The 25,028-nt window shown below is 61.5% G+C and carries 20 protein-coding genes; 12 read left to right on the top strand and 8 right to left on the bottom strand.

The window, feature by feature from the left end; all coding sequences use genetic code 11:
* Window positions 1-122: 122 nt before the first annotated feature.
* Window positions 123-1,685 carry a cation:proton antiporter gene (locus tag DW136_RS02470; RefSeq protein WP_118288987.1) on the bottom strand — a complete coding sequence of 521 codons (1,563 nt, stop codon included), beginning with the start codon at window positions 1,683-1,685 and terminating at the stop codon, window positions 123-125.
* A 184-nt stretch (window positions 1,686-1,869) separates the two neighbouring features.
* On the opposite strand from DW136_RS02470, the gene DW136_RS02475 reads away from it, so the two are divergent.
* Together DW136_RS02475 and DW136_RS02480 are read left to right on the top strand one after the other, a co-directional pair.
* A complete protein-coding gene (locus DW136_RS02475) occupies window positions 1,870-5,616 on the top strand; it encodes a phosphoribosylformylglycinamidine synthase (protein ID WP_117790665.1) in 3,747 nt (1,248 codons plus the stop codon).
* 304 nt (window positions 5,617-5,920) lie between these two features.
* Window positions 5,921-6,652 (top strand): DMT family transporter, encoded by a 732-nt coding sequence (locus DW136_RS02480; RefSeq protein ID WP_233540251.1) that lies wholly within the window; start codon window positions 5,921-5,923, stop codon window positions 6,650-6,652.
* A gap of 190 nt (window positions 6,653-6,842) precedes the next feature.
* On the opposite strand, the gene DW136_RS02485 is transcribed toward DW136_RS02480, so the two are convergent.
* The 4 genes from DW136_RS02485 to DW136_RS02500 form a co-directional block, all read right to left on the bottom strand.
* A complete protein-coding gene (locus DW136_RS02485) occupies window positions 6,843-7,985 on the bottom strand; it encodes a diguanylate cyclase (RefSeq protein WP_158565755.1) in 1,143 nt (380 codons plus the stop codon).
* A gap of 190 nt (window positions 7,986-8,175) precedes the next feature.
* Window positions 8,176-9,198 (bottom strand): 2-keto-3-deoxygluconate permease, encoded by a 1,023-nt coding sequence (locus DW136_RS02490; protein WP_117790667.1) that lies wholly within the window; start codon window positions 9,196-9,198, stop codon window positions 8,176-8,178.
* Window positions 9,199-9,348: 150 nt separating this feature from the next.
* On the bottom strand, window positions 9,349-9,672 hold the full coding sequence (locus DW136_RS02495) for an AzlD domain-containing protein (protein WP_035137063.1): 324 nt from the start codon (window positions 9,670-9,672) through the stop codon (window positions 9,349-9,351).
* The gene (locus tag DW136_RS02500) at window positions 9,662-10,354 is read right to left on the bottom strand and encodes an AzlC family ABC transporter permease (protein ID WP_158551185.1); all 693 of its coding nucleotides are present in this window, start codon (window positions 10,352-10,354) and stop codon (window positions 9,662-9,664) included. The genes DW136_RS02495 and DW136_RS02500 overlap by 11 nt, the downstream gene beginning before the upstream one ends.
* 126 nt (window positions 10,355-10,480) lie before the next feature.
* Between DW136_RS02500 and DW136_RS02505 the strand changes: the two genes are divergently transcribed.
* Window positions 10,481-11,293: an HD domain-containing protein gene (locus DW136_RS02505; protein WP_117790668.1), complete on the top strand. Its 813-nt coding sequence runs from the start codon at window positions 10,481-10,483 to the stop codon at window positions 11,291-11,293.
* Here DW136_RS02505 and DW136_RS02510 read toward each other — a convergent pair.
* From DW136_RS02510 to DW136_RS02520, 3 genes are read right to left on the bottom strand one after another with little or no spacing between them, the layout of a single operon-like run.
* A complete protein-coding gene (locus DW136_RS02510) occupies window positions 11,290-12,495 on the bottom strand; it encodes an electron transfer flavoprotein subunit alpha (RefSeq protein WP_117790669.1) in 1,206 nt (401 codons plus the stop codon). The two genes, DW136_RS02505 and DW136_RS02510, sit on opposite strands and share 4 nt — an antisense overlap.
* Window positions 12,496-13,311: an electron transfer flavoprotein subunit beta/FixA family protein gene (locus DW136_RS02515; RefSeq protein WP_089573320.1), complete on the bottom strand. Its 816-nt coding sequence runs from the start codon at window positions 13,309-13,311 to the stop codon at window positions 12,496-12,498.
* A gap of 2 nt (window positions 13,312-13,313) precedes the next feature.
* Complete coding sequence (locus DW136_RS02520) at window positions 13,314-14,915, bottom strand: FAD-binding oxidoreductase (RefSeq protein WP_117790670.1); 1,602 nt, start codon at window positions 14,913-14,915, stop codon at window positions 13,314-13,316.
* Window positions 14,916-15,260: 345 nt separating this feature from the next.
* Between DW136_RS02520 and DW136_RS02530 the strand changes: the two genes are divergently transcribed.
* The 9 genes from DW136_RS02530 to DW136_RS02570 all read left to right on the top strand — a co-directional run bounded on the left by DW136_RS02530 (window position 15,261) and on the right by DW136_RS02570 (window position 24,999).
* Window positions 15,261-15,557, top strand: a complete 297-nt coding sequence (locus tag DW136_RS02530; RefSeq protein WP_089573322.1) for a hypothetical protein — start codon at window positions 15,261-15,263, stop codon at window positions 15,555-15,557.
* Window positions 15,554-16,063, top strand: a complete 510-nt coding sequence (locus DW136_RS02535; protein WP_117629648.1) for a hypothetical protein — start codon at window positions 15,554-15,556, stop codon at window positions 16,061-16,063. The genes DW136_RS02530 and DW136_RS02535 overlap by 4 nt, the downstream gene beginning before the upstream one ends.
* A gap of 90 nt (window positions 16,064-16,153) precedes the next feature.
* Window positions 16,154-16,753 (top strand): hypothetical protein, encoded by a 600-nt coding sequence (locus tag DW136_RS02540; RefSeq protein WP_089573324.1) that lies wholly within the window; start codon window positions 16,154-16,156, stop codon window positions 16,751-16,753.
* Entirely contained in the window at window positions 16,737-17,015 is a 279-nt protein-coding gene (locus DW136_RS02545; protein WP_117790671.1) for a hypothetical protein, read from the top strand. Before DW136_RS02540 ends, DW136_RS02545 begins: the two co-directional genes overlap by 17 nt.
* Window positions 17,016-17,033: 18 nt before the next feature.
* Complete coding sequence (locus tag DW136_RS02550) at window positions 17,034-18,464, top strand: hypothetical protein (protein ID WP_117645731.1); 1,431 nt, start codon at window positions 17,034-17,036, stop codon at window positions 18,462-18,464.
* Between the two features lie 118 nt (window positions 18,465-18,582).
* Complete coding sequence (locus DW136_RS02555) at window positions 18,583-19,299, top strand: DUF554 domain-containing protein (protein ID WP_172622415.1); 717 nt, start codon at window positions 18,583-18,585, stop codon at window positions 19,297-19,299.
* Between the two features lie 87 nt (window positions 19,300-19,386).
* The gene (locus DW136_RS02560) at window positions 19,387-21,141 is read left to right on the top strand and encodes a TerB N-terminal domain-containing protein (RefSeq protein ID WP_233540252.1); all 1,755 of its coding nucleotides are present in this window, start codon (window positions 19,387-19,389) and stop codon (window positions 21,139-21,141) included.
* On the top strand, window positions 21,134-22,438 hold the full coding sequence (locus DW136_RS02565; RefSeq protein WP_117790672.1) for an ATP-binding protein: 1,305 nt from the start codon (window positions 21,134-21,136) through the stop codon (window positions 22,436-22,438). Before DW136_RS02560 ends, DW136_RS02565 begins: the two co-directional genes overlap by 8 nt.
* A 116-nt stretch (window positions 22,439-22,554) precedes the next feature.
* Window positions 22,555-24,999 carry a DEAD/DEAH box helicase gene (locus DW136_RS02570; RefSeq protein ID WP_117629644.1) on the top strand — a complete coding sequence of 815 codons (2,445 nt, stop codon included), beginning with the start codon at window positions 22,555-22,557 and terminating at the stop codon, window positions 24,997-24,999.
* Window positions 25,000-25,028: the final 29 nt, after the last annotated feature.

A 25,028-nucleotide genomic window follows, 5' to 3' on the forward strand; every position in this document is an offset into this window, starting at 1 on the left:
GAAACTGCATCCCACTCTGAGCGCCCATTCCGGGACACAGTTTCCCAACGCTCCCCGTTTCGGAAACCACATCCCGTTCCGAGCCTTCAAAGCGGGACGCGGCTTCCCCGAGAAAGTATCGACTACTTACCGTCGTCGTCTTCGGCTTCTTCGCGCGCATAGAGCTCCAGCATGCGGCGGCGGTATTCGCGCACGGCGAGCTTGGCGCGCTCCAGGCGGCGGCGCTCACGCGGAGTCAGCTCGGACGGGTCGACCTCGTCTCCATAGGTCTTATCGGCAAGCAGGTGCGCCGCGTCCACGATGCGGGCATCGATGTGGCCGCTCGCTGCCTCGGCGGAAAGACGCTCGGCAATCGTATCGAGCGTAGGCAGGCCCTCGAATACGCGACCACGGCCATGCGAGGTCAGCAGCTCGTGCTCGCGCGCGAGCAAGCTCGCTAGGTCGTGGTGGGCGCGCAAGATGTCGAGCGCATCGGATGGATGCTCGGCAACCTCTGCCACGGCGGCGACCGGTGCGGCATCCACCACGCGGTAGAAGAGCTGCGCGAGCAATGGCATCAAGAACACCGTGATGGCACCGGCGGCAACCATGACCGACGCAATATCTTGCGACAGCGCGCCCGCGTTGACGGCAACGCTCGTAACGGCAACGATGATCGGCAGCGCCGTGGTGCAGTACAGGGCCACGGTAATGCGACCATACGCCGACACATCGCGCGTCGCAGGACAAATGCTCATGGAAATAAGAATGGGCACGGCACGAATAATCAACAACGCCACGATAAAGCCCGCGAGCAAGCCCGGGCGCGACGCCACGGCCGTCAGGTCGATCTTTGCGCCCGACACGGTAAAGAACACCGGAATCAAAAAACCGTAGGCCAGACCGTCGATCTTGGTCTCGAGCGTATGGTTGCCCTCGGGGATGATATAGCGCAGGACAAAGCCAGCGGCAAAAGAACCCAACACGATGTCGAGATCAAAGACAGCCGAGAATGCCACGAGCGTGACCAGGATGAGCACCGTCAGGCGCACGAAGGTCTGCGACGTGGTATCGGCGCGCTCCTCAACAAATGCAAAGAAGCGGCTGCCGACGCGCTTGGAGCGGCTCGGGACCACGGCCAGCAACACGCAAACCACCGCAAACAAGCCAAGGATAACGAGCGTTTGGATGCCAGTGCGGGCAGACAACAGCACCGACATGGCGAGCACGGGACCGAGCTCGCCCCAAGTGCCATACGCGAGAATCGAGTCGCCCACGCGCGTGCCGGTGAGCGAGCGCTCACGCATGATGGGCACAAGCGTACCGAGCGCCGTCGAAGTGAGGGCAAGCGTCACGGCGATACCGTCGAAATGACTGACTGAGAACCACGGGGTAAAGCGCACGGCAAGCCAGGCGATACCAAGCGTGACGGCCCACGTCGCCAAGCCGTAGCGCCCCTCGACGCCTGTGATGCTCTTGGGGTCGATCTCAAAGCCGGCAAGCAGGAACAAAAAGGCCAGGCCCAGCTCGGACACAAGCGAGACCTCAGCATCTACATGGATGACGCCGAGCATATGGGGTCCCAGTACCGCGCCGAGCACGAGCAAAAAGACCGTCTCGGGAACGGGTTTTCCGGGAATCGCCGAGGCGATAAAAGGACTCGCAAAGGCCACGAGTGCGATGATGGCGAGCGAAACGAATGCCATGTGATGCCTTTCTCTTGTTTGCGCTTCACTGTAGCACCCTCGCCGTCCTCAACGCGCCGCGAGCTGTCGTATCATAGTGAGGTTTACAAACATGTGGCTCAAGGCGACCGCAGGGCAGACCCCGCAAACCGACCGCTGCCGCATACCGTACCGTACGCCCAACCGATCAGGAAGGCAGGAACCAATGGTCTCTCGTATCTACGTGGAGAAGAAACCCGGGTTCGACGTCGAGGCTCAGCAGCTCAAGGGCGAGCTGACCGAAATTCTCGGCATCAAGGGCATCGAGGCCCTGAGGATTATCAACCGCTACGACGTCGAGGGCATCGACAAGGAGCTTTTCCGGTCCTGCGTGCCGACCGTCTTTAGCGAGCCCCAGGTCGATGTGACCTACGACGAGCTCCCCGCAAGCGATGGCGCCGTCTTTGCCGTCGAATTCCTGCCTGGCCAGTTTGACCAGCGCGCCGACTCCGCCAGCGAGTGCGTGCAGCTCATCAGCCAGGGCGAGCGCCCCGCCGTGCGCTCCGCCAAGGTCTATATGATCTCGGGCGCTCTGGACGAGGCCGCCATTGATGCCATCAAGCACTACGTGGTGAACCCCGTCGAGGCGCGCATCGCCTCGCTCGACCTGCCCGAGACGCTGTACATGGAGACCCCCGAGCCCCAGCCCGTCGAGGTGCTCGACGGTTTCCGCGAGCTCGACGAAGCCGGCCTTGCCGCCTTTATTTCCGAGCGCGGCCTTGCCATGGACGAGGCGGACATCGCCTTCTGCCAGCAGTACTTCCGCGATGAGGATCGCGACCCCACTATCACCGAGATCCGCGTGATCGACACCTACTGGTCCGATCACTGCCGCCACACCACCTTCGGCACCGTCCTGGACGACGTGACGATCGACGACGCCGTGGTGCAGCAGGCCTTCGACCGCTACATGGAGATGCGCCACGAACTCGGTCGCGACACCAAGCCCGTCTGCCTCATGGACATGGGCACCATCGGCGCCAAGTACCTCAAGAAGACCGGCGTCATGACCGATGTCGACGAGTCCGAGGAGATTAACGCCTGCACCGTCAAGGTGAAGGTCGATGTCGACGGCGAGGACCAGGACTGGCTGTTCCTCTTTAAGAACGAGACCCACAACCACCCGACCGAGATCGAGCCCTTCGGCGGTGCCGCCACCTGCGTGGGCGGTGCCATCCGCGACCCGCTGTCGGGCCGCAGCTACGTGTACCAGGCCATGCGTGTCACCGGCGCCGGCGACCCCACCGTCCCCGTGTCCGAGACGCTCGAGGGCAAGCTGCCGCAGCGCAAGCTCGTAACCACCGCTGCCGCCGGCTACTCCAGCTACGGCAACCAGATCGGCCTTGCCACCGGCCAGGTCAACGAGCTCTATCACCCCGGCTACGTTGCCAAGCGCATGGAGGTCGGCGCCGTCGTGGGCGCTACCCCGGCAAACCACGTGCGTCGCGAGTGCCCCGCCCCCACTGACAAGATCATCCTGCTGGGCGGCCGCACCGGCCGTGACGGTATCGGCGGCGCCACCGGCTCCTCCAAGACCCAGAACACCGAGTCCATCGAGACCTCGGGCGCCGAGGTCCAGAAGGGCAACGCCCCGGTCGAGCGCAAGCTGCAGCGTCTGTTCCGCCGCGGCGACGCCTGCCGCCTGATCAAGCGCTGCAACGACTTTGGCGCCGGCGGCGTCTCGGTCGCCGTGGGCGAGCTTGCCGACGGCCTGTATGTCGACCTGGACACCGTGACCAAGAAGTACGACGGCCTGGACGGCACCGAGCTCGCCATCTCTGAATCCCAGGAGCGCATGGCCTGCGCCGTCGCCGACGGTGACGTCGAGGAGTTCATGGGCTACGCCGCCGAGGAGAACCTGGAGGCGACCGTTATCGCCGAGGTTACCGCCGAGCCGCGCATGCGCATGGCCTGGAACGGCGTCGCCATCGTCGATCTGTCCCGCGAGTTCCTCAACTCCAACGGTGCGCCCAAGCACCAGGTCGCCCACGTCTGCGCCCGCAGTGTGTGGCAGCCCAGCTGGGCCGGTACCACGCTCGCCGAGCGCATGACCTCGCTCGTCACCGACCTCAACGTCGCTTCCAACAAGGGCCTTTCCGAGCGCTTCGACTCCACCATCGGCGCCGCGACCGTGCTCATGCCCTTTGGCGGCAAGACGCAGCTCACCCCAAGCTCGGCCATGGTCGCCAAGTTCCCCGTGGACGGCGAGACCACCACGGCGAGCGCCATGGCATGGGGCTTCAACCCCTATCTGATGGAGGCCGACCAGTTTGCGGGCGCCTACCTGTCCGTGGTCGAGTCCATCGCCAAGCTCGTTGCCGCCGGCTTTGAGCACAAGCGCACCTACCTCTCCTTCCAGGAGTACTTCGAGCGCCTGCGCACCGAGGCCGAGCGCTGGGGCAAGCCCATGGCTGCCGTCCTGGGTGCCCTTATGGCCCAGGTCGACCTGGGTGCCGGCGCCATCGGCGGCAAGGACTCCATGAGCGGTTCGTTTGAGGACGAGGCCGGCGAGCTCAACGTTCCGCCGACCCTGATCAGCTTCGCCGTCGCCGTGGGCAAGGCCGCCCGCGCCGTCTCGCCCGAGTTCAAGGGCCTCACGCACCGCGTCGTCCGCATCGCCCCCGCCACCTATGGCGAGGACTACCGCCCCGATGCTCAGCAGCTGCTCGCCGCGTTTGACGCCGTCGAGGCGCTCACTGCTACCGGCAACGCCCTGGCCATCTCCACGCCCGGCTACGGCTGCGGCGCCGAGAGCCTCTTTAAGATGTGCGTCGGTAACCAGATCGGTATCGAGCTTGCCGAGGATGTAGACGTGGAGAGCCTCTTCACCCCGCTCTACGGCAGCTTTATTGTCGAGCTCGCCGAGGATGCCGAGCTGCCCGAGGTCGCCGACGGCGTTGTCGTCGAGCCCCTGGGCACCACCGTCGAGGGCTATGTCATCGACACCGGTTCCGAAGTCATCGAGCTCTCCGAGCTCCAGGAGGCCTGGGAGAGCGGCATCGAGGGCGTCTTCACCTACCGCAGCGCCGGCGAGACCCCCGAGGTCGAGACCATCGACTTCCGCGCCAAGGATATCCACGTGTACGGCGGCGCCAAGATCGCCCGCCCGCGCGTGATCATCCCCGTGTTCCCCGGCAACAACTGCGAGTACGACAGCGCCCGCGCCTTCCGTGCCGCCGGTGCCGAGGCCGACACCTTCGTGATCAACAACCTCACGCCCGAGGCCGTCGCCGAGAGCACCCACGAGCTTGCCCGCCGCATCCGTGCAAGCCAGATCGTCATGATCCCCGGCGGCTTCTCAGGCGGCGACGAGCCCGACGGCTCCGCCAAGTTCATCACGGCGTTCTTCCGCGCTCCCGAGGTCACCGAGGCAGTCCGCGACCTGCTCAAGGCCCGCGATGGCCTGATGCTGGGCATCTGCAACGGCTTCCAGGCCCTGATCAAGCTCGGCCTGGTGCCCTACGGCGACATCGTCGACGCCACGCCCGATGCGCCCACGTTGACGTTCAACACCATCGGTCGCCACCAGAGCCGTCTGGTGCGCACCCGCATCTCGTCCAACCTGTCCCCGTGGCTGTCGCAGTGCAGCCTGGACGACCCCTACACCGTCGCCATCAGCCACGGCGAGGGCCGCTTTGTCGCCAATGACGAAGTGCTCGCCCAGCTGATCGCCAACGGCCAGGTCGCCACGCAGTACGTGGGCGAGAACGGCAAGCCCAGCATGGATCTTTCCGTCAACCCCAACGGCTCCGCACTCGCCATCGAGGGCATCACGAGCCCCGACGGCCGCGTCCTGGGCAAGATGGGCCATGCCGAGCGTCGCGGCGACAACCTGTACCGCAACGTGCCCGAGCATGTCCCCGGCGATAAGTTCATGCCGATCTTTGAGAGCGGCGTGGCCTACTTCGCTTAAACCTTTCCCATCGGGTACAATCCCCTCGGGTAACAACACCCGCCACCGACACATCCGGTGGCGGGTTCTTTTTTGCTTCGCGCATGCAGGAAGGACATCATGGAAAGCCGCAAGCCGTATCTCGCCACCCTGCCCGGACTCATCCTGGGCTGTCTTGTTTGTTGCGCGCTCTGGGGATCGGCCTTTCCCTGCATCAAGATCGGCTACGCACTCTTTGGTATCCCGGCGCACGATAGCGCCTCGCAGCTGCTCTTTGCGGGCTTGCGCTTCACGCTTGCCGGCGCCCTGGTTATCGTTGGGATGAGTGCGGCCCAACGCCGCCCCCCTCATTCCGCAGGCTCGCGACATCAAGCCCATCTTTGTCTTGTCGCTCTTCCAGACTATCGGGCAGTACTTCTTTTTCTATCTGGGCCTCTCGCACGCCAGCGCCATGTCGAGCTCCATCATCGAGGCCAGCGCCAACTTCCTCGCAATCCTCTTTGCCGCCCTGGCATTTCACACCGAGAAGCTCAATACGGCCAAGGTGCTTGGCTGTGCGCTGGGCTTTGCCGGCGTCGCGCTCGTCAACCTCTCGGGCGCAGATGGCACCTTTGGCTTCAGGCTCGATGGCGAGGGCTTTATCCTAGCCTCCACAGTCGCGGGTGCTCTTTCGACCTGCCTGATCGGCATCTTCTCGCGCAAGCACGACGGCGTCTTGCTTGCCGGGTGGCAGTTCTTGGTCGGCGGCCTGGTCCTCACCGCCATCGGCTTTTTGATGGGTGGCGCGCTCTCCCCCACAGCGATTGTCCCCGCCATCGTGCTCATCATCTACATGGCGCTTATCTCCGCGGTCGCCTACTCGCTGTGGTCGCGCCTGCTTGCCGTCAACCCCGTCAGCCGCGTCTCGGTCTTTGGATTTATGAACCCGGTCTTTGGCGTACTGCTGAGCGCACTGCTGCTTGGCGAGGGCGCCGGCACGAGCCCCGTTACTGTCATCGTTGCCCTGCTCTTGGTCTGCAGCGGCATCATCATCGTCAACAAACCCAAAAAAGCCTAGAGAGCTCACCTTTTTAGGGAGAACCTTCACACACTTTAGCTTAATGGAATGCACTGGTTCTCGTTGATTTCGCACCGAGTCGCGGCGGCAGACGCCCGTCTTGCCGCACCGCGCCTGGGCATTATGACCGGTGGCCCCCACAAACGCAAAAGGAGCGCACGACCATCGCAACGGTCGTGTGCCCCTTTTCCTAGCGTATCTGGACGCCGGCTTTCTTCTTCTCGCGCTTTACGCGGTAGAGCTCCGCGTCGGCAGCACGAAGCAAGTCTTGCCAGGTATCGACGCCATCACCAACCCGTGCGTAGCCGATGGACATCCGCAACAGATACGAAACCTCGGCGCGCGCGAGCTCATCGTTGATTGTCGCGCACAGATGCATGATATCCTGTTCCGCCACTGCCTTTTGGAGCACCACGAACTCATCGCCACCATAACGTGCGATAAAGCCGCCAGACGCCGAGCAGACTTCTTTGAGCGCAGCGGATATGACCTGAAGAGCGTGGTCGCCCTCCACATGCCCATAGCGATCGTTAATCTGCTTAAAGCCGTCGGCGTCCATCATAAGCAGATATACATCTTCGGCCTGATCCACATTTGAGAAGAGCGACAGCATATAGGTCTCAAAACGGTTGCGATTGTTAAGTCCAGTCAACGGGTCGGTCGAGATGAGCTGCTCCTGGTAGATGATGTAGAGCAGCAACATGCTAATCATTATGCCGACACAAAGGCCGGGCACCGAGTATACGACCTGAAAGGTACCGCCCACCAGGGCTGGAATGGCGAAAAATGCCAAGGTTCGATAGATGGCCTTCGTCTGCAGGCTCTCGACCCTGCGAGATTGCACAAATGCATGCAGGGACGTATGTATAACGTAACAGTAGCTGACGATGGGCTGGATCATATAGGCAAAGCCGCGACGATACACGCCCTGCGAATCGATATAGAACAGGGCGTGCGTCCAGTAACTGGTAAACGCCAGCACGACCACCAGAGCCGTAGGCAACGCTACAAGCACCACCCTATAGCGCGAGGTCAAAAGGCGAGAACCCTGCACCGTCTCGGAATAGATAAACCAAATGAGACACGCGATAGCAAAGAGCGAAAACGAAACCGCGTTGGAAATCCAGTTGGCAGCAATGCCCAACGTGCCGTCCACACCGTCCGAAAGCGTCCAGATCATATCGAATAATATGTACGCGGCAGAGGTGTAGCCAAGCATGCTAAACAATAGCTGCTGGGTGCTCGAGAACAAGGAGCGACGACTTCGCACGGCAAGCCCGATAAGAACAATCATGCATAGCACGAATATCTCAATCTTGAGTGCCTTAACCACTAGCGCCATCCCTTCAATACCCAAGTGGTCAGAATCGCCCAATTCGAATCAGGGCAATAAACACCCCTTTACTCCGCAGGGGTAAAGGGGATAATAGCAGAGCGCCCGAACATCACTGCAAAACAGTTTCTGTTCGGGCGCCCATACGGCGCGAATTGCACACGCCGGCATCATTGATGGGTATCGATTGCTACTCGCCATCGATGTCAGTCGCGACGGCCTCCTCGATGGCCTCGACACCGACAGGCGACAGATCCTCCTTGCCTTGGCAGAACTTCTTGTCGACCCAGCCAGTCAGAATCGGAGCCATGATCGCCGTGATGATAACGGCGGTGGCGATCTGAGCGCACGCGGTGGGCGCAAGCTCGGCGTAGCGCGGTGCGACCTCGGCGAGGGCAACCGGTGTGGTCATAGCCGTGCCGGCAATGGTGGAGCAAGCCACAGCGGCCTTGCCATTGCCGCCGCACAGACGCTCGAACGCAAAGGTGATGGGACCGACGACAAACAGCGTGACAAGGCCCAGCAAGATGCCGGAAATACCGCCGGTGATAAAGCTCGACAGGCTCATGGACGCACCGAGCTGAAATCCGATGACGGCAATCGCGGGATTGGCACCGGGAACCAGCAGGTTCTTGATAAACGGGAACAGGTTGCCCAGAACCATGCCAATAACGAGTGGCAAGATGGAGCCGATAATGGTGCCAATGGGAATGTTGGCGAGGCCGGAAACACCGAGGATGATCATCGTGACGGCGGGGCCAGCCGTAAAGAACAGGATACCGACGGCGCCCTGCTCGGACTCATCGCCGAACTCGCCCATGATGCCCGTATAGAGCGCCATGTTGCAAAACGTGATGCCGCCGATGATAGACACGGAGCTCAGACCCAGGAAGTTGTCGTTAAAGCAATATGCCACGCCCAGGCCGAGAGCCGCTGCGACGACCAGCTTGGGGATCAGCACGACGATACCGGTCTTGATGGCACCCGGCGTGGACTTAAAGCTGATGCCGGCGCCCACAAACAGCAGGATCGCGGCGACGATGGTATTGGAGCCACCGCGGCAGGCAGCCGTAAAGAAGCCGCCGATCTCAAAAACCTGCGGGCAGAAGGTGTTGAGCAAAAGACCGACGATCATCGGATAGATCATGATGTCGCCCGGGATGCGCGGAACCTTGAATTTCTTTTGCTCGTTGGCGGTTGCTTCCTGTGCCATGAAACCCCCATTTCCGCTGACGGGGTACAAAAGCCCGCGTCACGCTTTGCTACAGTAAAGTTTGACCATGGTACCAGAAGAAATAGACCAGCTCGGTGAAAAATCCGACGAGTTGGGATGGAACGAGATTCGGCGCCCGCGACGCCACCCCTATATAAGGCTCAAGACAATATAGAGTACGATGCCCGAGACGCAGCACCACAGCATCGATTTTGTCTTGACCGCCACGACCACGACGCCGGCGGCCGCAATCCAGGGAACCAAGGCAGGCCAGAGTCCCGCGTCGAACGCGCCGGGGCTCACCAAGTCGTTGGCGACCAGCGCGGCAAAGGCGGCGGGCGGGATATAGCCCAGGGCCTCGGTAATGCGGGGCGACAGGGTCCGCCCGCGCAAGGCGAACGCCGGCGCGATGCGAAAGAACGCGATAGCAGCCCACGACGACAGCCACAGAACCAAGAACTCGTTAACGGGCATCGCGGGCACCTCTTCCGTCAAATACAGCATCGCACGCCAACGCAATGGCCATGCCGGCCACGACGCTTGCCGGCACGGCAATATTCGTGAGGCCCAAGAACTTGCATACGGCGACGGACACCGCGCCCGAAACCGCCGCGACAACGTTGCCGCGCGACAGCCGCTGCGAAAAGAGCAGGCAGATAAAGAGCGAGGTGCAGACAAAGGCTGCAATGGCGGTGGGAACATCGACAACGGCGCCGACGATGGCGCCCATCGTACACGAAACGCCCCATGTTGCGATGAGAATCACGTTGAGCACAAAGGACTCGCGCGGGCCCCAATCCTCCCCTTCAACCAACTTGGCAAGCGAGATGCCATATGCCTCCTCGGTAAGTGTCGCGGCAACAGCCAGCGTCTGACGCTTCGAGGCACCCGTCAGATGCGGCGCGATCGATGCCGAGTAAAGCGCAAAGCGCGAGGAGATGGCAGCAACGCTCGCGACGATCGATGCTGCAGGCACGCCCGCCAGCCACAGGTTGCAGATCATAAACTGGCCGCTGCCCGTCACAAACGTGCTGCTCAGGGCAAAGACCATCCAGGGTTCCATTCCCGTCTGCCCCATGATCATTCCGCACGGCGCGCCTATTGCAACATAGGTAAGCATCACCGGCCAGACGGTTTTAAAGATCCTAAGGACCATGCCACTCCCATTCTGGTAAGTCGTCTGCAGCGCACCTCGCAACGCAGCAGAAATATCAACCGGTGGCAATAAAGTTCGCCTACAATTGCCACCGGATCGAAAGACACAACTTTTTAGGAAGTCATTATGACAGCTATCGATCGAGACCAGGCGCGCGCAGCCTTCAAAAGCTACACCGATGCCTACGACGCCACCAACCCACGCATCGCGCTCAAAATCGAGCATACGTACCACGTGGCCGAGGCATGCGATGCCGTAGCGCGCGAGCAGGGCTGGTCGTCAGATGATATTGACTTGGCATGGCTTTGCGGCCTGCTGCACGATATGGGCCGCTTTGAGCAGCTGCGACGCTGGGACACCTTTAAGGACGCCGAGAGCATGGGCCATGCAGCGCTGGGCATCGAGGTCCTCTTTGGCGAGAATCCCGCCGATGCACCCGCCGTGACGAGCGTCCGCGACTTTATCGATGACCCGGCAGAAGATGAGCTCATCCGAGCGAGCATTGCCTATCACAGCGATTTCCGTCTACCCGCGCAGCTCGACGAGCGCACGCGGCGCTTCTGCGAGATCGTGCGCGATGGCGACAAGATCGACATTATGCGCACCATCGCCGACAGCACCGTCGACACCATCCTCAAGGTGGATGAGGACACGTTTCTCGCCAGCCACTTCTCGACACCGGCGCTTACCGCCTTTGACGAGCATCGCTGCGTCGCGCGTGACGAGCGCAACGAGCCGGCGGACTACCTGGTGGGACTCATCTGCTTTATGTTTGAGCTCGTCCATCCGGCAAGCCGTGCACTGGCGCGCGAGCAAGGCGATATCTATCGCCTGCTCGACGCGCCCTTTGGCATTACGCGACCCTTTACCGACCCCGCCGCGCAGACAACCTGGAGCCGCCTTAAGGACGAGCTGCGCCGCTGGCTGGCAAGCGCTTAGCACTCGAGCTGAGCCAGCAGTTCCTCAACAATCTCAACGGCATCGCCGACGACCTTGTACTGGGCGGCACCGAAGATGGGGGCATCCGGGTCCTCATTGATGGCGACAATGCACTCCGCCCCACCGATGCCGGCGAGATGCTGGATAGCGCCCGAGACACCGATGCTCACGAGGAGCTTGGGCGAGACCGATACACCCGTCTGGCCAATTTGGTGGCGATACTCCAGCCAGCCGGCCTCCACCACGGGGCGCGTGCAGCCAAGCTCGGCACCCAGAGCCTCGGCAAGCTTTCGCATCAGCGGTAGGTTTTTCTTGGAGCCGATGCCGCGGCCCACCACGACTAGACGCTCGGCATCGGCAATTGAGGCCTGCTGTCCCCACTCCTCGGCGGGAATCGAGATCTCGACACGGGCCTTAACGTCATCCGCTAGCACTACCTGGGCAATCGTGCCGGAGCGGCTATAGTCAAACTCGGGCGCCTTAAAGATGCCGGGGCGCACCGTTGCCATCTGAGGACGGTGGTTGGGGCAGATAATGGTGGCCATCAGGTTGCCGCCAAACGCCGGGCGCGTCTGCTGCAGCAGACCCGTCTCCGTATCCATCGAAAGCACCGTGCAATCGGCCGTAAGGCCCGTCTGCAAGCGCACGGCCACACCGGGCGCCAGCTCGCGACCAAAGGCGGTCGCGCCGTACAGAATGGCCTCGGGCTTGCGCTCGGCTACCAAATCGCAGATCAAGCGGGCGTAGACCTCCGCGTCGTTCTGACGCAGGCGCTCGTCACGACAGACCAGAACTTCGTCCGCACCGGCGCAAATCAGATGCTCCAGGTCCCCGAGTGAGCCCTCGGGGCTCATGCCGACCAGTGCCACCAGACGGCAGCCGCGGGCATCGGCAAGCTCGCGCCCCTTGCCCATGAGCTCGAAGGCCACGGATGCAACGGCATCGTGCTCGTCAGTCTGCACGAAGATCCAGATGTCTCGATATGCGTCAAGGTCTGCCGCGCCGGCGGCCTCGTCGCGCTCAATCGAGATGGCGTTGACGGGGCAGGCGTCGACGCACCCACCGCACAGGATACAGCCGTCGGTTACGCGGGCACAGCGATTGGGGCGCTCACCCTCCACCACAATGCCGCCCGAGGCGCAGGCGCGAACGCAGCGACCGCAGCCGATACAGGCTTCGCTATCGATAATCAGCCCGCTCATCTATGCCATCCCCTCAATAATCTTGGCAAGTTTTACCGCCTGCTCGGACGCCGTTCCCTCGACGGCCTCGCACGTTTGGTCACGGTCGGGCACAAACGAGCGCACGACCTGCGTCGGTGATCCGGCAAGGCCGCAACGCGAGGGATCGGCGTTTACGTCGGCAGCGCTGGCCACACGCACGTCTGCATCCTCGGCCGCGCGAATACCGGCAATACTCGGCATGCGCAGCTGGCCAATCTCCTTGGCAGTCGTCATCGCACACGGCATCTCCAGGTACACCGTCTCCTCGCCGGCATCGCAGCCGTGAACGAGCGCCAGCGAGCCACACGTCGTAAATCCCGCGCTCTGCACACAGCTCACGTCGGTCACGCAGGGGACCCCAAAGGCGCCGGCCAGCTCGGGGCCGATCTGGGCCGTATCGCCGTCCACCGCCATCTTGCCGCAGATGAGCAGGTCAAAGTCCTCATCGAGTGCCTCGATGCCGCATTTGAGGGCATAGGTGGTGGCTAGGGTATCGGCGCCCGCAAAGGCGCGATCGGTCAGCAGCAGCGCGTCGTCGGCACCGCGGGCGATGCAGTCGCGCAGCAGCGATTCGGTCGCGGGGATGCCCATCGACACCACCGTCACACGCACGTCCATGCCAAAGCCGATAAAGTCGTCCTTCAGCGCTAGCGCACATTCGAGGGCACTTGCATCGAAGGGATTAATGACCGCCTGCTTGCCATCACGCACGATAGTATTGGTCTTGGGGTCCATCTTGACCTCGGTGCTTCCGGGCACCGCCTTGACGCACACCACCATATGGAAATCACTCATCTTCACGCGCCCCCTTTCTGGACGAGTTCATCCAAGAGCTTCTCCGTAAACAGGTTGCCGCGACCCAACTGGCCGGCAGGATCGAGCTGGAGTTTGAGGCGCGCCGACTCGACCATGGCCTCGTGGCCGTACATCGTCTCCAAGAAGCCCGCCTTGATCTTGCCGACGCCGTGTTCGGCAGAAACGGCACCGCCCATGGCCGTGACCTCGGAAGCCCACTGGGCAAAGAGCTCTCCACCACGACGGTAGTCTTGCGCATCGCGCGGCAGGATGTTCACATGCAGATGGTTGTTCCCGATGTGTCCCCAGGCAGCAGACTCAAGCCCGCTTTCGGCCAGCGTGCGGCGATAGAGGGCCATGACATCGGCAAGGCGTGCATTGGGCACCGACATATCCGATCCCAGCTTGGTAATGGTGGGGTCGGTGCGGCGACGCTCGTCAATGAGCATGTTGACGCTCTCGGGCACCGCGTGGCGGAAGAACCGCTGGCACTCGCGATCGACTTCGGTGCGGGCGACCCATGTCGCATCGTCGCGGCCGCCCGCAAACTCCAGCACCCATCCAAGGTGGTACAGCTCCTCGGTCGCCTGCGCCTCGTCATCGCAGTCGAGCTCCACGTAGACACAGACCTTTGCCTCGTCGTCGAGCGCCGGCAGCGAGGCAAACGCTGTCGACTGCTCGCGCTGGCGACGCAGGATATCCAGGGCGCCAGCATCGAAATACTCAATAGCGGCGGCATGGGACAGCACGGGACGCACGGAATCGGTAAAGGACACGGCCTTGTCTTCGCTATCGAAAAAGCAACTCACACCCCATACGACCGAAGGTGCCGCCTGCAGGGCGATCTCGAGCTCGGTAATGACGCCGAGCGTGCCGCACGCACCGATAAAAAGATCGATGGCGTCCATATCGTCCGCAACAAAATACCCCGAGGCATTTTTGGTCTTGGGCATGGTGTAGTCAGGAAGATCAAGCTCGAATGTATGACCCTCTGCCGTCACGAGCGACAGGTGGCGGCCCTGGGCAAAAGCCTCGCCGCGCTGAAGCTCAAGCAAATCGCCATCAGCCAGCGCGACGTGGAGTCCCGTGATATGCGGGCGCATGGGGCCGTAAGCGTAGCTGCGGGCGCCGGAGGCGTTGCATGCCGCCATGCCACCCAGACAGGCAGATGCCTCGGTGGGATCGGTGGGAAAGAACTGCTCGGGGGACTCTTGGAACTCCTCGTAGGCCTCAAGCGATACCTGGTCCCAACCAGCGGTCGGCAGTACCTTCTTGCTCAGCTGCTTACGCAGCTCCGAGAGCACAACGCCCGGCTCCACGCGCAGCAGAAATTGGCCTTGTTCATCGCGGCGAAGGCCCAAGTAGCGATTCATACGGGAAGTATTGAGGATATGCCCACCGTGGGGCACGGCACCGGCGGCAAGGCCGGTTCGGGCGCCCTGAACCGTTACCGGGACACGCTCGGCATGGAGCGTTTCCAAAATGGCACGGACCTCGTCTTCCGTTGTCGGAAACGAGATGCTCGATGCTTCGCCCGATGCACGAGATTCATCGCGGCCATACTCTTCGAACTCATCGGTGAAGGGTTTAATGGTTGCAGACACGCGAACTCCCCCTTTAGCTAACTACAGTGTTTGCAGGGAGATGTTACCGCATCGTTTCGTCGACGTGTTCGAGACCGTCTCCATAATTGGCGATTTTTACGTTTGTGCAATTCGGCGAACGGCAAGGCTTCCTCGGCAGACGATGCTTTTGACACATATCGCCCCGCCGTCGCCGACCGCTCGATTGTCGCTCGAAAAAAGTTGAAGTAATTTTTCCACCTTTTACCTGCGGAGATGTCAAACCGTCAAGCATTTGGTCAGAAATTGGTCAAGTAGCGGCTGATACGGTCGGCGTCGACAGCCAAAACCGATAGAAGTTTTGGCCCCAGAAGCAGGGAGGTTCCCATGGCATATTACTGGCCCCAGTACGGCGTCGCCATCGAGGTCGACGACGATCCCTATCTCCTGCCTTTCGACGAAGAGGCGTTCCCCGATACGGCGGTCTACCACGTCACCACCGATGTTATCTGCGACCCCGAGTCGTTCTCGGCGCTCGCCCACCACATCGCGCGTATCCACGACATCGAGCTCCCTCACGACTTTGACGAGCTCATCTACTCGCGCCGCCTGATGCTTCACATGCTCTTTGGAGCGGACCCGTCCACGTTCGCACGTGTCTACACCACCAAGGACGCCGCATGAGTGCGAAGAAGCCGCCCCGCCTCGCAGGACTGGGGCGTCGCAAGAAACTCGTCGTTGTCTGCCTGGCTATCGCCTGCGCCCTCATCGCCGTAGGGCTATACGCCTGGCAGTCGCAGCCCGTGCCCGAAGCGGGCGCCTCAGTCACGACGGCAGAGGGTAAATCGCGACAAGAAATCCAAGATGAGCTCGATGCCATCGTCCGCGACAACATGATGACGATTTCGGTCGCGCCGGTCGCTCAGCTACAGGAGGACGGCAAGCTGCGCGTCAACGTGCAAAACGTCCAAGACAATAAATTTCCCCAGCGATTCCGCGTCATCCAAAACGACGAGACCATGTACGAATCCGGTGTGGTCGAGACCGGCAAGACAATCGAGACGTGCCCCGCCGGCGACATCAAAGAAGGCGAGGCATACATCGAGATCCAGGCACTCGATGCCAAGACCCTCGACAGCCACGGCAATCCGACACGTGTCAAGGTACGGGTTGAGCAAGCCGAGAACTAGCTTTTTCGGCCGACGCGACACCGCACGCAATTCACCAGCATTCGTCCAATCATCGCGGGGACGGCCCGCGGCGAATAGAAAGGAACGACCATGGACATCACCAGGAACATGAACGGAGCCAGAGCGCTCGTCGTGGGCGCAGGGCTCGCGCTCGCGCTCGCAATGGGCGCCGCCCCGACGCCAGCTCTGGCAGCCGGGCGCGTTGGAACCACGAAAGTAATGGTCAGGACCGAGATCGACAACGTAGAGTTCAAAGTTCCGACGGTTATTCCCTTCGTCGCCAAGGCCGACGGCACGCTTCAGGGCCCCTCAGAAGACGCGACCACCATCGACAATCATTCGGCCTACGGCATCCATGTCACCAACATGAAGATCGACGCCATGAACACCTGGACCATTGCCGCCGACGCCAAGGCCGGAACCGCGCAGAATTCCATCGACTTTAAGGTCGGCCCCGACGGCGCACTCCAGAACGCCAGCGCCGCAATGCAGGAGACGGGCCTCGATCTTTCCAAGAATGCAGCCTTCGACATGGGCTACCAGGGCATTGCCGGCGGCACGGACAAAATTAAGCTCAAGACAAGCGGAAACGTCGCCCGCGTCACGCGCGACATCTTCCGCGTAACCGGCGAAGGCGATCAGGTTGCAACGATCACCTGGACGGTCGAGCCCGGTGCGCACACGGCATAAGGCCGTCGCCCTGGCCGCCGTCAGTATCCTAGCGTTTGGGCCAGCCATGGCCTTTGCCCAGCAAGAACAGGCGCAGGCCGCCACGCAAGTGACGGTCGACCTCTCGGAGCTCGACCGCGGCAACCGCAAGGAACCGTTGGCACAGACAGACGACAGACGATGGCTCTTGGCAGCAGGCGCCACGGCAGCAGGTGCGGGAACCGCCGGCCTCGGTCTGCACATCAAACGCAGCCAGAAACGAAACACGGACAGGCCGCACTAAATTAGCTAAGGAGACCCCATGGCATCGAAGAACCTTTTGCCCGTCGTCGCACTCTGCGGCGCGCTCGCAACCGGAACGCCTGTCGCCGCTTGGGCGACTCCCGTCATGGCAGACTCCTTACCAGCAGCCCTAAGCTCCGCACCAAATCCGTCGAGCGCCATTGCGTGCAAGCGTTTTTCGTTCGCACAGGCCGCAATCTCAACCTCGGGATGCCTTCGTCGTAATACGGACGGCTCGATAGTCGTGGATATCAATCGTTCGAACAAGGCAAACGGCTCCCAGGCGGGGTGCGCCGTCTGCACATGGCGCTCGATTGTGCTCGATGCAGATGGCGATCCGTGCGATTTGGGGTTGCGCATCGATATCGCTTCGGTCGATGACTCGGCGAACGGAGCGAAGGTCGCCTTCGACGGTGCGTTTTTCGAGAAAGGAGGCGGTATATGTCTGGGCTGCGCCGCCGCGAATGCAGACGATGTGCAGCCCACCCTCTCATTCACGGCATCGCTGCGGCTGACCAAGGCGGGCACCGATGCCATCGCGGCGGGAGAAGCATCCCTGCTGTTCTACGCCGTCAGCACCAAAGACACAGACGCTCATTTCGAGAAGTCAGCCGGATCACTCAGCCTTACACGAGGGATAGAGGCAGGCCCTATTGAAATCGATGCCCACGCGCAAAGCAGGCAACGCATTCTTGCCGACCCGGCGCTTCTCGAAATGGAGTGGAACGGATCCGGAGCCATCGGGATTGTCCCCTCCGCGCTTGACGCCAAGACGCTCCCCTCAAACGACGAACCCATCAACGCAACCATACAAGAAGAGAGCACGGACAAAGAAGCAGGTGCGGGCGACACGCCGTCGCCGACAAACAGCGTCCCAGCTTCTTTCGAAGCACCGAATGAGCCCGCTACCGGTCCAAACGATCCCGAGCTCGCGGACAGTCTGGGACTTGCTGATCCTCAGGAGATCGATGAAGGTAACTGCTGCGTGCTTGCCGCCCTCGACCACACAGAGGTCATCGATGCTGCAAACATCGAAGTTGCCGCCGCCAATCAGCCCGTCCGCAAGTCGGCCATCATCGCATTTCCCGAATCCATCGAAGTCGTCTTTTTGCCATCGGGCGAGGTCGTGGCCCCAACACTGCTCACCTTGTTGGGCGCCAAGAATACTCGAAACGAAATTAAAAAGGTCACGGTTGTCGACCCTGCAACCACCGCTAAACTGCGTCTATACGCCGTTGCCCCAGACGGAGGCAAGACCTTGGAATTCGATGGCGACACACTTCTAGCCTGGCGACGTCTGGACATTATGCAAGACGTCTCGTATCAGATCGAACTCGAAGGGTTTGATCGTGCCCGCGATGCCAATATCATCGCCGCGGCTATTGAATCCCCGCAGCGGCTTATGACACTGCGCTTTGACTACTACCCCTATGTCCCGACAACCACCTGAGGCTTAAATGCTGCGCATCATTCCTAATACCACTTATATAACGTATTAGATGAGTCGCGATGTGCCTCGCATTTCGTTCTGCTACGATTGCCACGTTGGCATCAATACAGGAGGGCTCATGCCGGGCTTGGGAACAATCATCAACGTTGCGCTTTTAGTTGCGGGCGGTCTTTTGGGATTAGCGGGCGGCCGCTTCATTACACCGCGCATCCAAGACACGCTCATGAAAGCATCGGGGCTGTGCGTCCTGTTTATCGGCCTGGGCGGCACCATGCAAAAGATGCTCATCATCGATGGAAAGGCGCTAGCGACCACCGGTACCACCATGCTCATCGTCTCATTTGCGCTCGGTTCGCTCATCGGCGAGGCCATCAACTTGGAGGCCGCCATCGAGAACCTTGGCGAATGGCTCAAGCGCAAGACTGGCAGTGAGGGCGATAACGAGTTCACCAACGCTTTTGTCTCGACTTCACTCACCGTGTGCATCGGCGCCATGGCCATTGTGGGATCGATCCAGGACGGCCTGCTCGGCGACTGGTCAACGCTTGCCCTCAAGGGCGCACTGGACTGCATCATCGTCTGCACCATGACGGCCTCGCTTGGCCGCGGCTGCATCTTCTCCGCCCTGCCCGTCGCCGTGTTCCAGGGGACGATCACGCTGTTTGCCGGCGCGCTCTCCCCCATCATGACCACAGCAGCCCTCAACAGCCTTTCGCTCGTAGGCTCCATGCTCATCTTCTGCGTCGGCGTCAACCTCATCCGTCCTCAGACCTTCCGCACGGCCAATATGCTTCCCTCCGTCGTCATCGCCGTCATATACGCCCTCCTGTTCTAAATCTAGCAACGCAGCGGTATCTCGAACATCTGTTTGATGCTGTGCTATGATATGAGGTCACCGTAGCTGCGTTCGAGAGGAGGAGCGGTGGCCGACCAGGACATCAAGATGCTCATCGAGCGCATTATGGCCGAGGCCCGGACCCATCAGTCCGCCCGCTTCTCAAACGAAACCTACGCAGACGAGCCGATTCTCAAAACCGGCCGACAGATGCAGAATTTCCTCCCCGACCAGTACCGCAAAATGCGCGAGATATCGCGCTGGCAGGATGACCCCAAGGGCGGTGCGGGCCGCTGGCTTTCGGAAGCCGAGCTTTTTTACCGCCAGGGCCTGCTGATGGCCGACTTTGAGGACGACTGTCCCTACAACGGCACCTTTAAGTCGTACTTTCCCACCTACAACGCCATGAGCGACCGGCAACTGCGCGGCTACTTTACCTGGCGTGCCCAAGTGCGCCGCGGAACCGTCGAGGAAACGTCTACGTCCTTTGCCTTTCTGTATCTCTATGAGCTGATCTGCGGCATTGGCGTAGATAATCCACTCGATGGTTTTAACAAGATCAAGGCTTTTTGGGATGTCTATCGCGCCTTCGAGCCCGGCATCGACCGGTTTGCGCGCGTGTGGCTGCAAGATTACGCCGTGTTCCACGGGCTCGACCCCAAGCTGCTTCGCGACTCTAAAACCGTCATGTTCGATAACGCCCTTATCGAACTGCGGCGCGCGGCACGAGACCTTGTACCGGCACCGTCCGGCCAGACCCCTAAGCGTCGCAAAACCTCCGAGCCCACGCTCCCCCTTCCGCCCGATGAGGTGCGCGAGGAGCGACTCATGGCCGCCATCAACGCCCTCTCCACGTACAACCTAAGTAGCTCGCGGCTCGACCGCAGCCACCACCGTGATCTGCGCCACGTGGCGTGCGCCGTGTATGTCCGCATGGCGCGCTACTATGACACGCACCGAAAGACCGGCATCGTGGCAAGTTTATTTGGGGAGGAGACGGCCATGCCCTACACCATGTTTGCCTCGGCCGTATTCTTTGCGCCCGAGCGCCACGAGGACTGCGAATACCGTCTGGACCCCATCCATATCTACCGTTGCCAAAACGGTTTTTGGGAATGCATGCGGATTCACGGCAGCAGACAAAAGAGCAGCAAACTTGGCGAGATGATGCGCGCCTGCGACCAACGCCTGCGCCTGGCCCTGGACCCTGCCCATCCCCTTAAGGAAGAAAAGGTCCCCAAATATCTGGCCAAGATTATCGATGACGAGATTGTGGCATGGCTTTCGTGGGACGCCGCACACCAGCCCGTCAAGATCGATATCGATCTGAGCCAGCTGGGGCACATTCGGAGCGCTGCCGCACAAACGCGCGAAGCGCTTTTGATCGACGAGGAACGCGAGGACGGCGCGTCCGCAGAAGCCGAGGCAGCGGACTCAGGGCAACCGGAAGCCGAGCCCGTAGCCGACGCGACGGTCGAGGCGGTCGCGGCGGCCGCAGGGCAGGACGAGTCCGACGAGCCGACCATATCCACCGAACAGTTTGGTGTCGTGGCACCGCTTCTCGCGCCGACGCCCGCGTTCGCAGCTGCTACGCCCGCTGACGCCACAAACGAACTCGCGCCCGCCGCAGACGCCTATCTCCGCGCGCTGCTCGAGCACAACGCAGTACAGGCGGAATCGGCGGTAGTGCAATCGGAGCAGAGCGAGGACATGCTCGTCGATACCATCAACGAGGCGCTCTTTGACCTGGTGGGCGACACCGTAATTGAATTTAGCGCAGCAGGGCCGCAGATTATCGAGGACTACGAAGCAGACGTGAGAGGATACCTAGACCATGAGTGATACCGCATCCGCAGCACCTCGCGTGCCCAAGCGCGTCGCTGCCGTCATTCTCAACTCGCTCAAGGGCGGCGTGGTCCCGCGCATCGGCCTTCCTTACATCACCGTAGGGCGCGAGGTCGAGATCCGCGCCCTGCTCACCGATCTGAGTCTCATCGCCGACGGTGGCGCGAGCTTCCGCTTTCTGGTCGGTCGTTACGGCGCCGGCAAGAGCTTTTTGCTCCAGACTATCCGCACGCACGCCATGGGCGAGGGATTCGTCGTCGCTGATGCCGACCTGTCGCCCGAGCGCCGCCTGCAGGGCGGTCAGGGACAGGGCCTTGCCACCTACCGCGAGCTCATCCGCAATATATCGACCAAGACGCGCCCCGAGGGCGGTGCGCTCAACCTTATTCTGGATCGCTGGGTCGCCTCGTGTGCCGACGTCGACGAGTCGGTCGTCAATGCCCAACTGGCCCCGCTCGAGGAGATGGTCCACGGCTTCGACTTCACCCGCATGCTCCGCCGCTATCGCATGGCCGCATCCGGGGGCGACGAAGAGACCATGAGCCGCGTGACCAAATGGATTCGCGGCGAATACCGCACCAAGAGCGAGGCACGCGCCGAGCTGGGCTCCTCAACCATCATCAGCGATGACGACTGGTACGACTACGTCAAACTCATCGCGCGTTTTTTGGTCTGCAGTGGCTACAAGGGCATGCTGGTGCTCATCGACGAGCTCGTGAATCTGTATAAGATTCCCAACGCCATCACGCGCCAATACAACTACGAGAAGATCCTGACCATGTACAACGACACGCTCCAGGGCAAGGCGCAGTACCTAGGCATGATCATGGGCGGCACGCCAACCTCCATCGAAGACCGCCGCCGCGGCGTGTTCTCCTACGAGGCCCTGCGCAGCCGACTCGCTCAGGGCCGCTTTGCGCGCGAAGACCTTAAGGACATGCTCGCGCCCATCATCCGCCTGCAGCCACTCACCTACGAGGAGCTGCTGGTGCTGATCGAAAAACTCATGCAAATTCACGCCGGCTACTTTGGCTGGACGCCCACGCTTACCGAGAACGACTTGGTGGACTTCCTCAAGATCGAGTTCGGTCGCGTGGGAGCCGACACGCATCTGACGCCGCGTGAAGTCATTCGTGACTTTATCGAGCTGCTCGACATCCTATGCCAAAACCCCGACGCCAACGTGGCCGAGCTGCTGCAAAGCGTCGGCGGCGACGCGTTGGCGCCGGCAACCGCAACAGGCGACACCGGCACCGCAGGCGGCGACCGCAACTTCGCCGAGTTCACCATCTAACCCACCAAAAAGGGACAGGTTTATTTTGGCAGGTTTTATCTGGGCAAACGTTGAAGCAGTAATGCAGCAAGCCGTTGCCAGCCGCGTTGAGAGATTCGTTGTTGAAAGGAGGCCCCGTGAACGCCTTTGACCGCTACGCCCCGTTTATCCAAGACTTCATCTACTCCCACGATTGGGAGAGCTTGCGCTCTATCCAGGTTGCGGCGGCAGATGCCATCTTCAACACACAGGACAATGTGCTCCTGACGGCATCCACGGCTTCCGGCAAAACCGAGGCAGCCTTCTTTCCCATCCTGACCGAGTTTTGGGAGAACCCGCCCGCAAGCGTGGGCGCCCTCTACATTGGCCCCCTCAAGGCGCTCATCAACGACCAATTCTTCCGCCTCAACGACCTGTGCGAAGAAGCCGATATCCCCGTCTGGCACTGGCATGGCGATGTCTCGCAATCACACAAGGCCAAACTCATCAAAAAACCGAGCGGCATCCTACAGATTACGCCCGAGTCGCTCGAGGCACTCCTGATCCATAAGCACATGGCGATCCCGCGCATGTTTTGCGACCTGCGCTATGTGGTTATCGACGAAGTCCATTCGCTCATGCGCGGCGACCGCGGCGGGCAGACGCTCTGTCTTATCGAGCGCCTCTCGCGCATGGCAGGCGTGCAGCCCCGCCGCATTGGCCTTTCGGCCACCATCGGCGACCCCGAGCGCACGGGCGCCTTTCTCTCGCAGGGAACGGGGCGCGACTGCGTTATCCCCCGCTTTGAGGAACCGCGCCGCGTGTGGCGCATCTCCATGGAGCACTTCTACAACTCGGGCCCCCAGGCTCAGCAGCGGGGATTCATGGGCACAGGTCCTCAAGAGGCCGAAGTACTCGCGTGCGAGCGCATCGAGGCAGCGGCATCCGCGGCGCTGCCCGCCGGCGCCCAAGACATGCGTCACAGCGGACAGCTCACACAAGAGGAGCGCCATCAACGTCGTGAGCGGGCACGGGGCAAGGCCGCTCCCAAGGACCGCCAAACTTCCTCGGCCCCCGAGGGCGAAGTCGACATCCCACGAGCGACCGAGCAGGCGCTTCTCAACCCCACCGACACGGCGCCCGACAACGCCGACCCCGGCATGGGCTATATCTTCGAACACACCCGCGGCCGCAAATGCCTGGTCTTTGCCAACTCGCGCGAGGAGGCAGAGGCCGTATGCTCCATGCTGCGTAGCTACTGCGAGAGCCGGCACGAGCCCGACCGCTTTCTCATCCACCACGGCAATCTTTCGGCATCGCTGCGCGAGACGGCAGAAGAGCTCATGCGCGACGAGGAACAGACACAGACGACCGTCACCACCTCTACGCTGGAGCTCGGTATCGATATCGGCCGCCTGGAGCGCGCCTTCCAGATTGACGCGCCGTTTACCGTCAGCTCCTTTTTGCAGCGCATGGGGCGCACAGGCCGTCGCGATCTTCCGCCCGAGATGTGGTTTGTCATGCGCGAGGAAGAGCCCGAGCCGCGCACGATGATGCCCGAAACCATTCCCTGGAAGCTCCTGCAGGGTATCGCGCTCGTACAACTCTATCGCGAGGAAAAGTGGGTCGAGCCACCCGAGCTCGATCGTCTCCCCTACAGCCTGCTCTATCACCAGACTATGTCGACCCTCGCCAGCACCGGCGAGCTCACGCCGGCCGAACTTGCCCAGCGCGTGCTCACGCTCAGCTATTTCCACCGTGTCTCGGCAGACGATTACCGTGTGCTGCTACGTCACCTCATTAAGATCGACCATATCCAGGTCACCGAAGGTGGCGGGCTCATCGTGGGTCTCGCGGGCGAGCGCATCATCAACAACTTTAAGTTCTACGCCGTGTTCCAGGAAAACGAGGAGTTTACCGTCCGGAGCGAATCGGCCGAGCTGGGCACGATCGTTAATCCGCCCCCGCCCGGTGAGCGCATCGCCATCGCCGGACACTGCTGGATTGTCGAGGAAGTGGACTGGAAGCGCCACACTGTCTTTGCCACGCAGGTCAAGGGCCGGGTGCCGGCCTACTTTGGCGACTGCCCCGGCGACATTAACACGCATGTGCTCGAGCGTATGCGCCAAGCGCTCACTGAGCACGCAGCATATCCGTACCTTATGGGTAACGCACGGGCTCGCTTGGCGCAGGCTCGTCATACCGCCGAGATTTCGGGCGCGGGAACTAAGCCGCTCATCAATCTGGGTGGCGACACCTGGGTGCTCTTCCCCTGGTTGGGCAGCTACGCCTTCCTAGCACTCGAGCGCATGCTTAAAATCAAATGCGCCGCTGAGCTGGGCCTTCGCGGACTCGACCCGTCACGCCCGTACTTTATGCAGTTTAAGATGAAGGCCGACGAGGAGACGTTCTTTGAGGTGCTCGCCGCCGAGGCCGAAAAGGACTTCGATCCCATCGAGCTCGTCTATCCTGGCGAGGTGCCTTACTTTGACCGCTACGACGAGTTTGTTCCCGAAGAGCTCGTGCGCAAGGGCTTTGCCGAAGGCGTGCTCGACATAGAGGGCATGAAGCAGCGTGTCCGCAGCTGGCGCGACCACGCCTGAGACCAGTCTTTCTGGGACGGGGCTTGTTG

The sequence above is a fragment of the Collinsella sp. AM12-1 genome, from assembly GCF_003472325.1.
Classification (GTDB): domain Bacteria; phylum Actinomycetota; class Coriobacteriia; order Coriobacteriales; family Coriobacteriaceae; genus Collinsella.

Coding starts and splice junctions, on each gene's coding strand:
- DW136_RS02505 (WP_117790668.1), top strand. CDS start 10,481: ATGACAGCTATCGATCGAGACCAGGCGCGCGCAGCCTTCAAAAGCTAC.
- DW136_RS02555 (WP_172622415.1), top strand. CDS start 18,583: ATGCCGGGCTTGGGAACAATCATCAACGTTGCGCTTTTAGTTGCGGGC.
- DW136_RS02510 (WP_117790669.1), bottom strand. CDS start 12,495: ATGAGCGGGCTGATTATCGATAGCGAAGCCTGTATCGGCTGCGGTCGC.
- DW136_RS02500 (WP_158551185.1), bottom strand. CDS start 10,354: ATGGTCCTTAGGATCTTTAAAACCGTCTGGCCGGTGATGCTTACCTAT.
- DW136_RS02515 (WP_089573320.1), bottom strand. CDS start 13,311: ATGAGTGATTTCCATATGGTGGTGTGCGTCAAGGCGGTGCCCGGAAGC.
- DW136_RS02470 (WP_118288987.1), bottom strand. CDS start 1,685: ATGGCATTCGTTTCGCTCGCCATCATCGCACTCGTGGCCTTTGCGAGT.
- DW136_RS02540 (WP_089573324.1), top strand. CDS start 16,154: ATGGACATCACCAGGAACATGAACGGAGCCAGAGCGCTCGTCGTGGGC.
- DW136_RS02490 (WP_117790667.1), bottom strand. CDS start 9,198: ATGGCACAGGAAGCAACCGCCAACGAGCAAAAGAAATTCAAGGTTCCG.
- DW136_RS02475 (WP_117790665.1), top strand. CDS start 1,870: ATGGTCTCTCGTATCTACGTGGAGAAGAAACCCGGGTTCGACGTCGAG.
- DW136_RS02495 (WP_035137063.1), bottom strand. CDS start 9,672: ATGCCCGTTAACGAGTTCTTGGTTCTGTGGCTGTCGTCGTGGGCTGCT.
- DW136_RS02535 (WP_117629648.1), top strand. CDS start 15,554: ATGAGTGCGAAGAAGCCGCCCCGCCTCGCAGGACTGGGGCGTCGCAAG.
- DW136_RS02530 (WP_089573322.1), top strand. CDS start 15,261: ATGGCATATTACTGGCCCCAGTACGGCGTCGCCATCGAGGTCGACGAC.
- DW136_RS02550 (WP_117645731.1), top strand. CDS start 17,034: ATGGCATCGAAGAACCTTTTGCCCGTCGTCGCACTCTGCGGCGCGCTC.
- DW136_RS02565 (WP_117790672.1), top strand. CDS start 21,134: ATGAGTGATACCGCATCCGCAGCACCTCGCGTGCCCAAGCGCGTCGCT.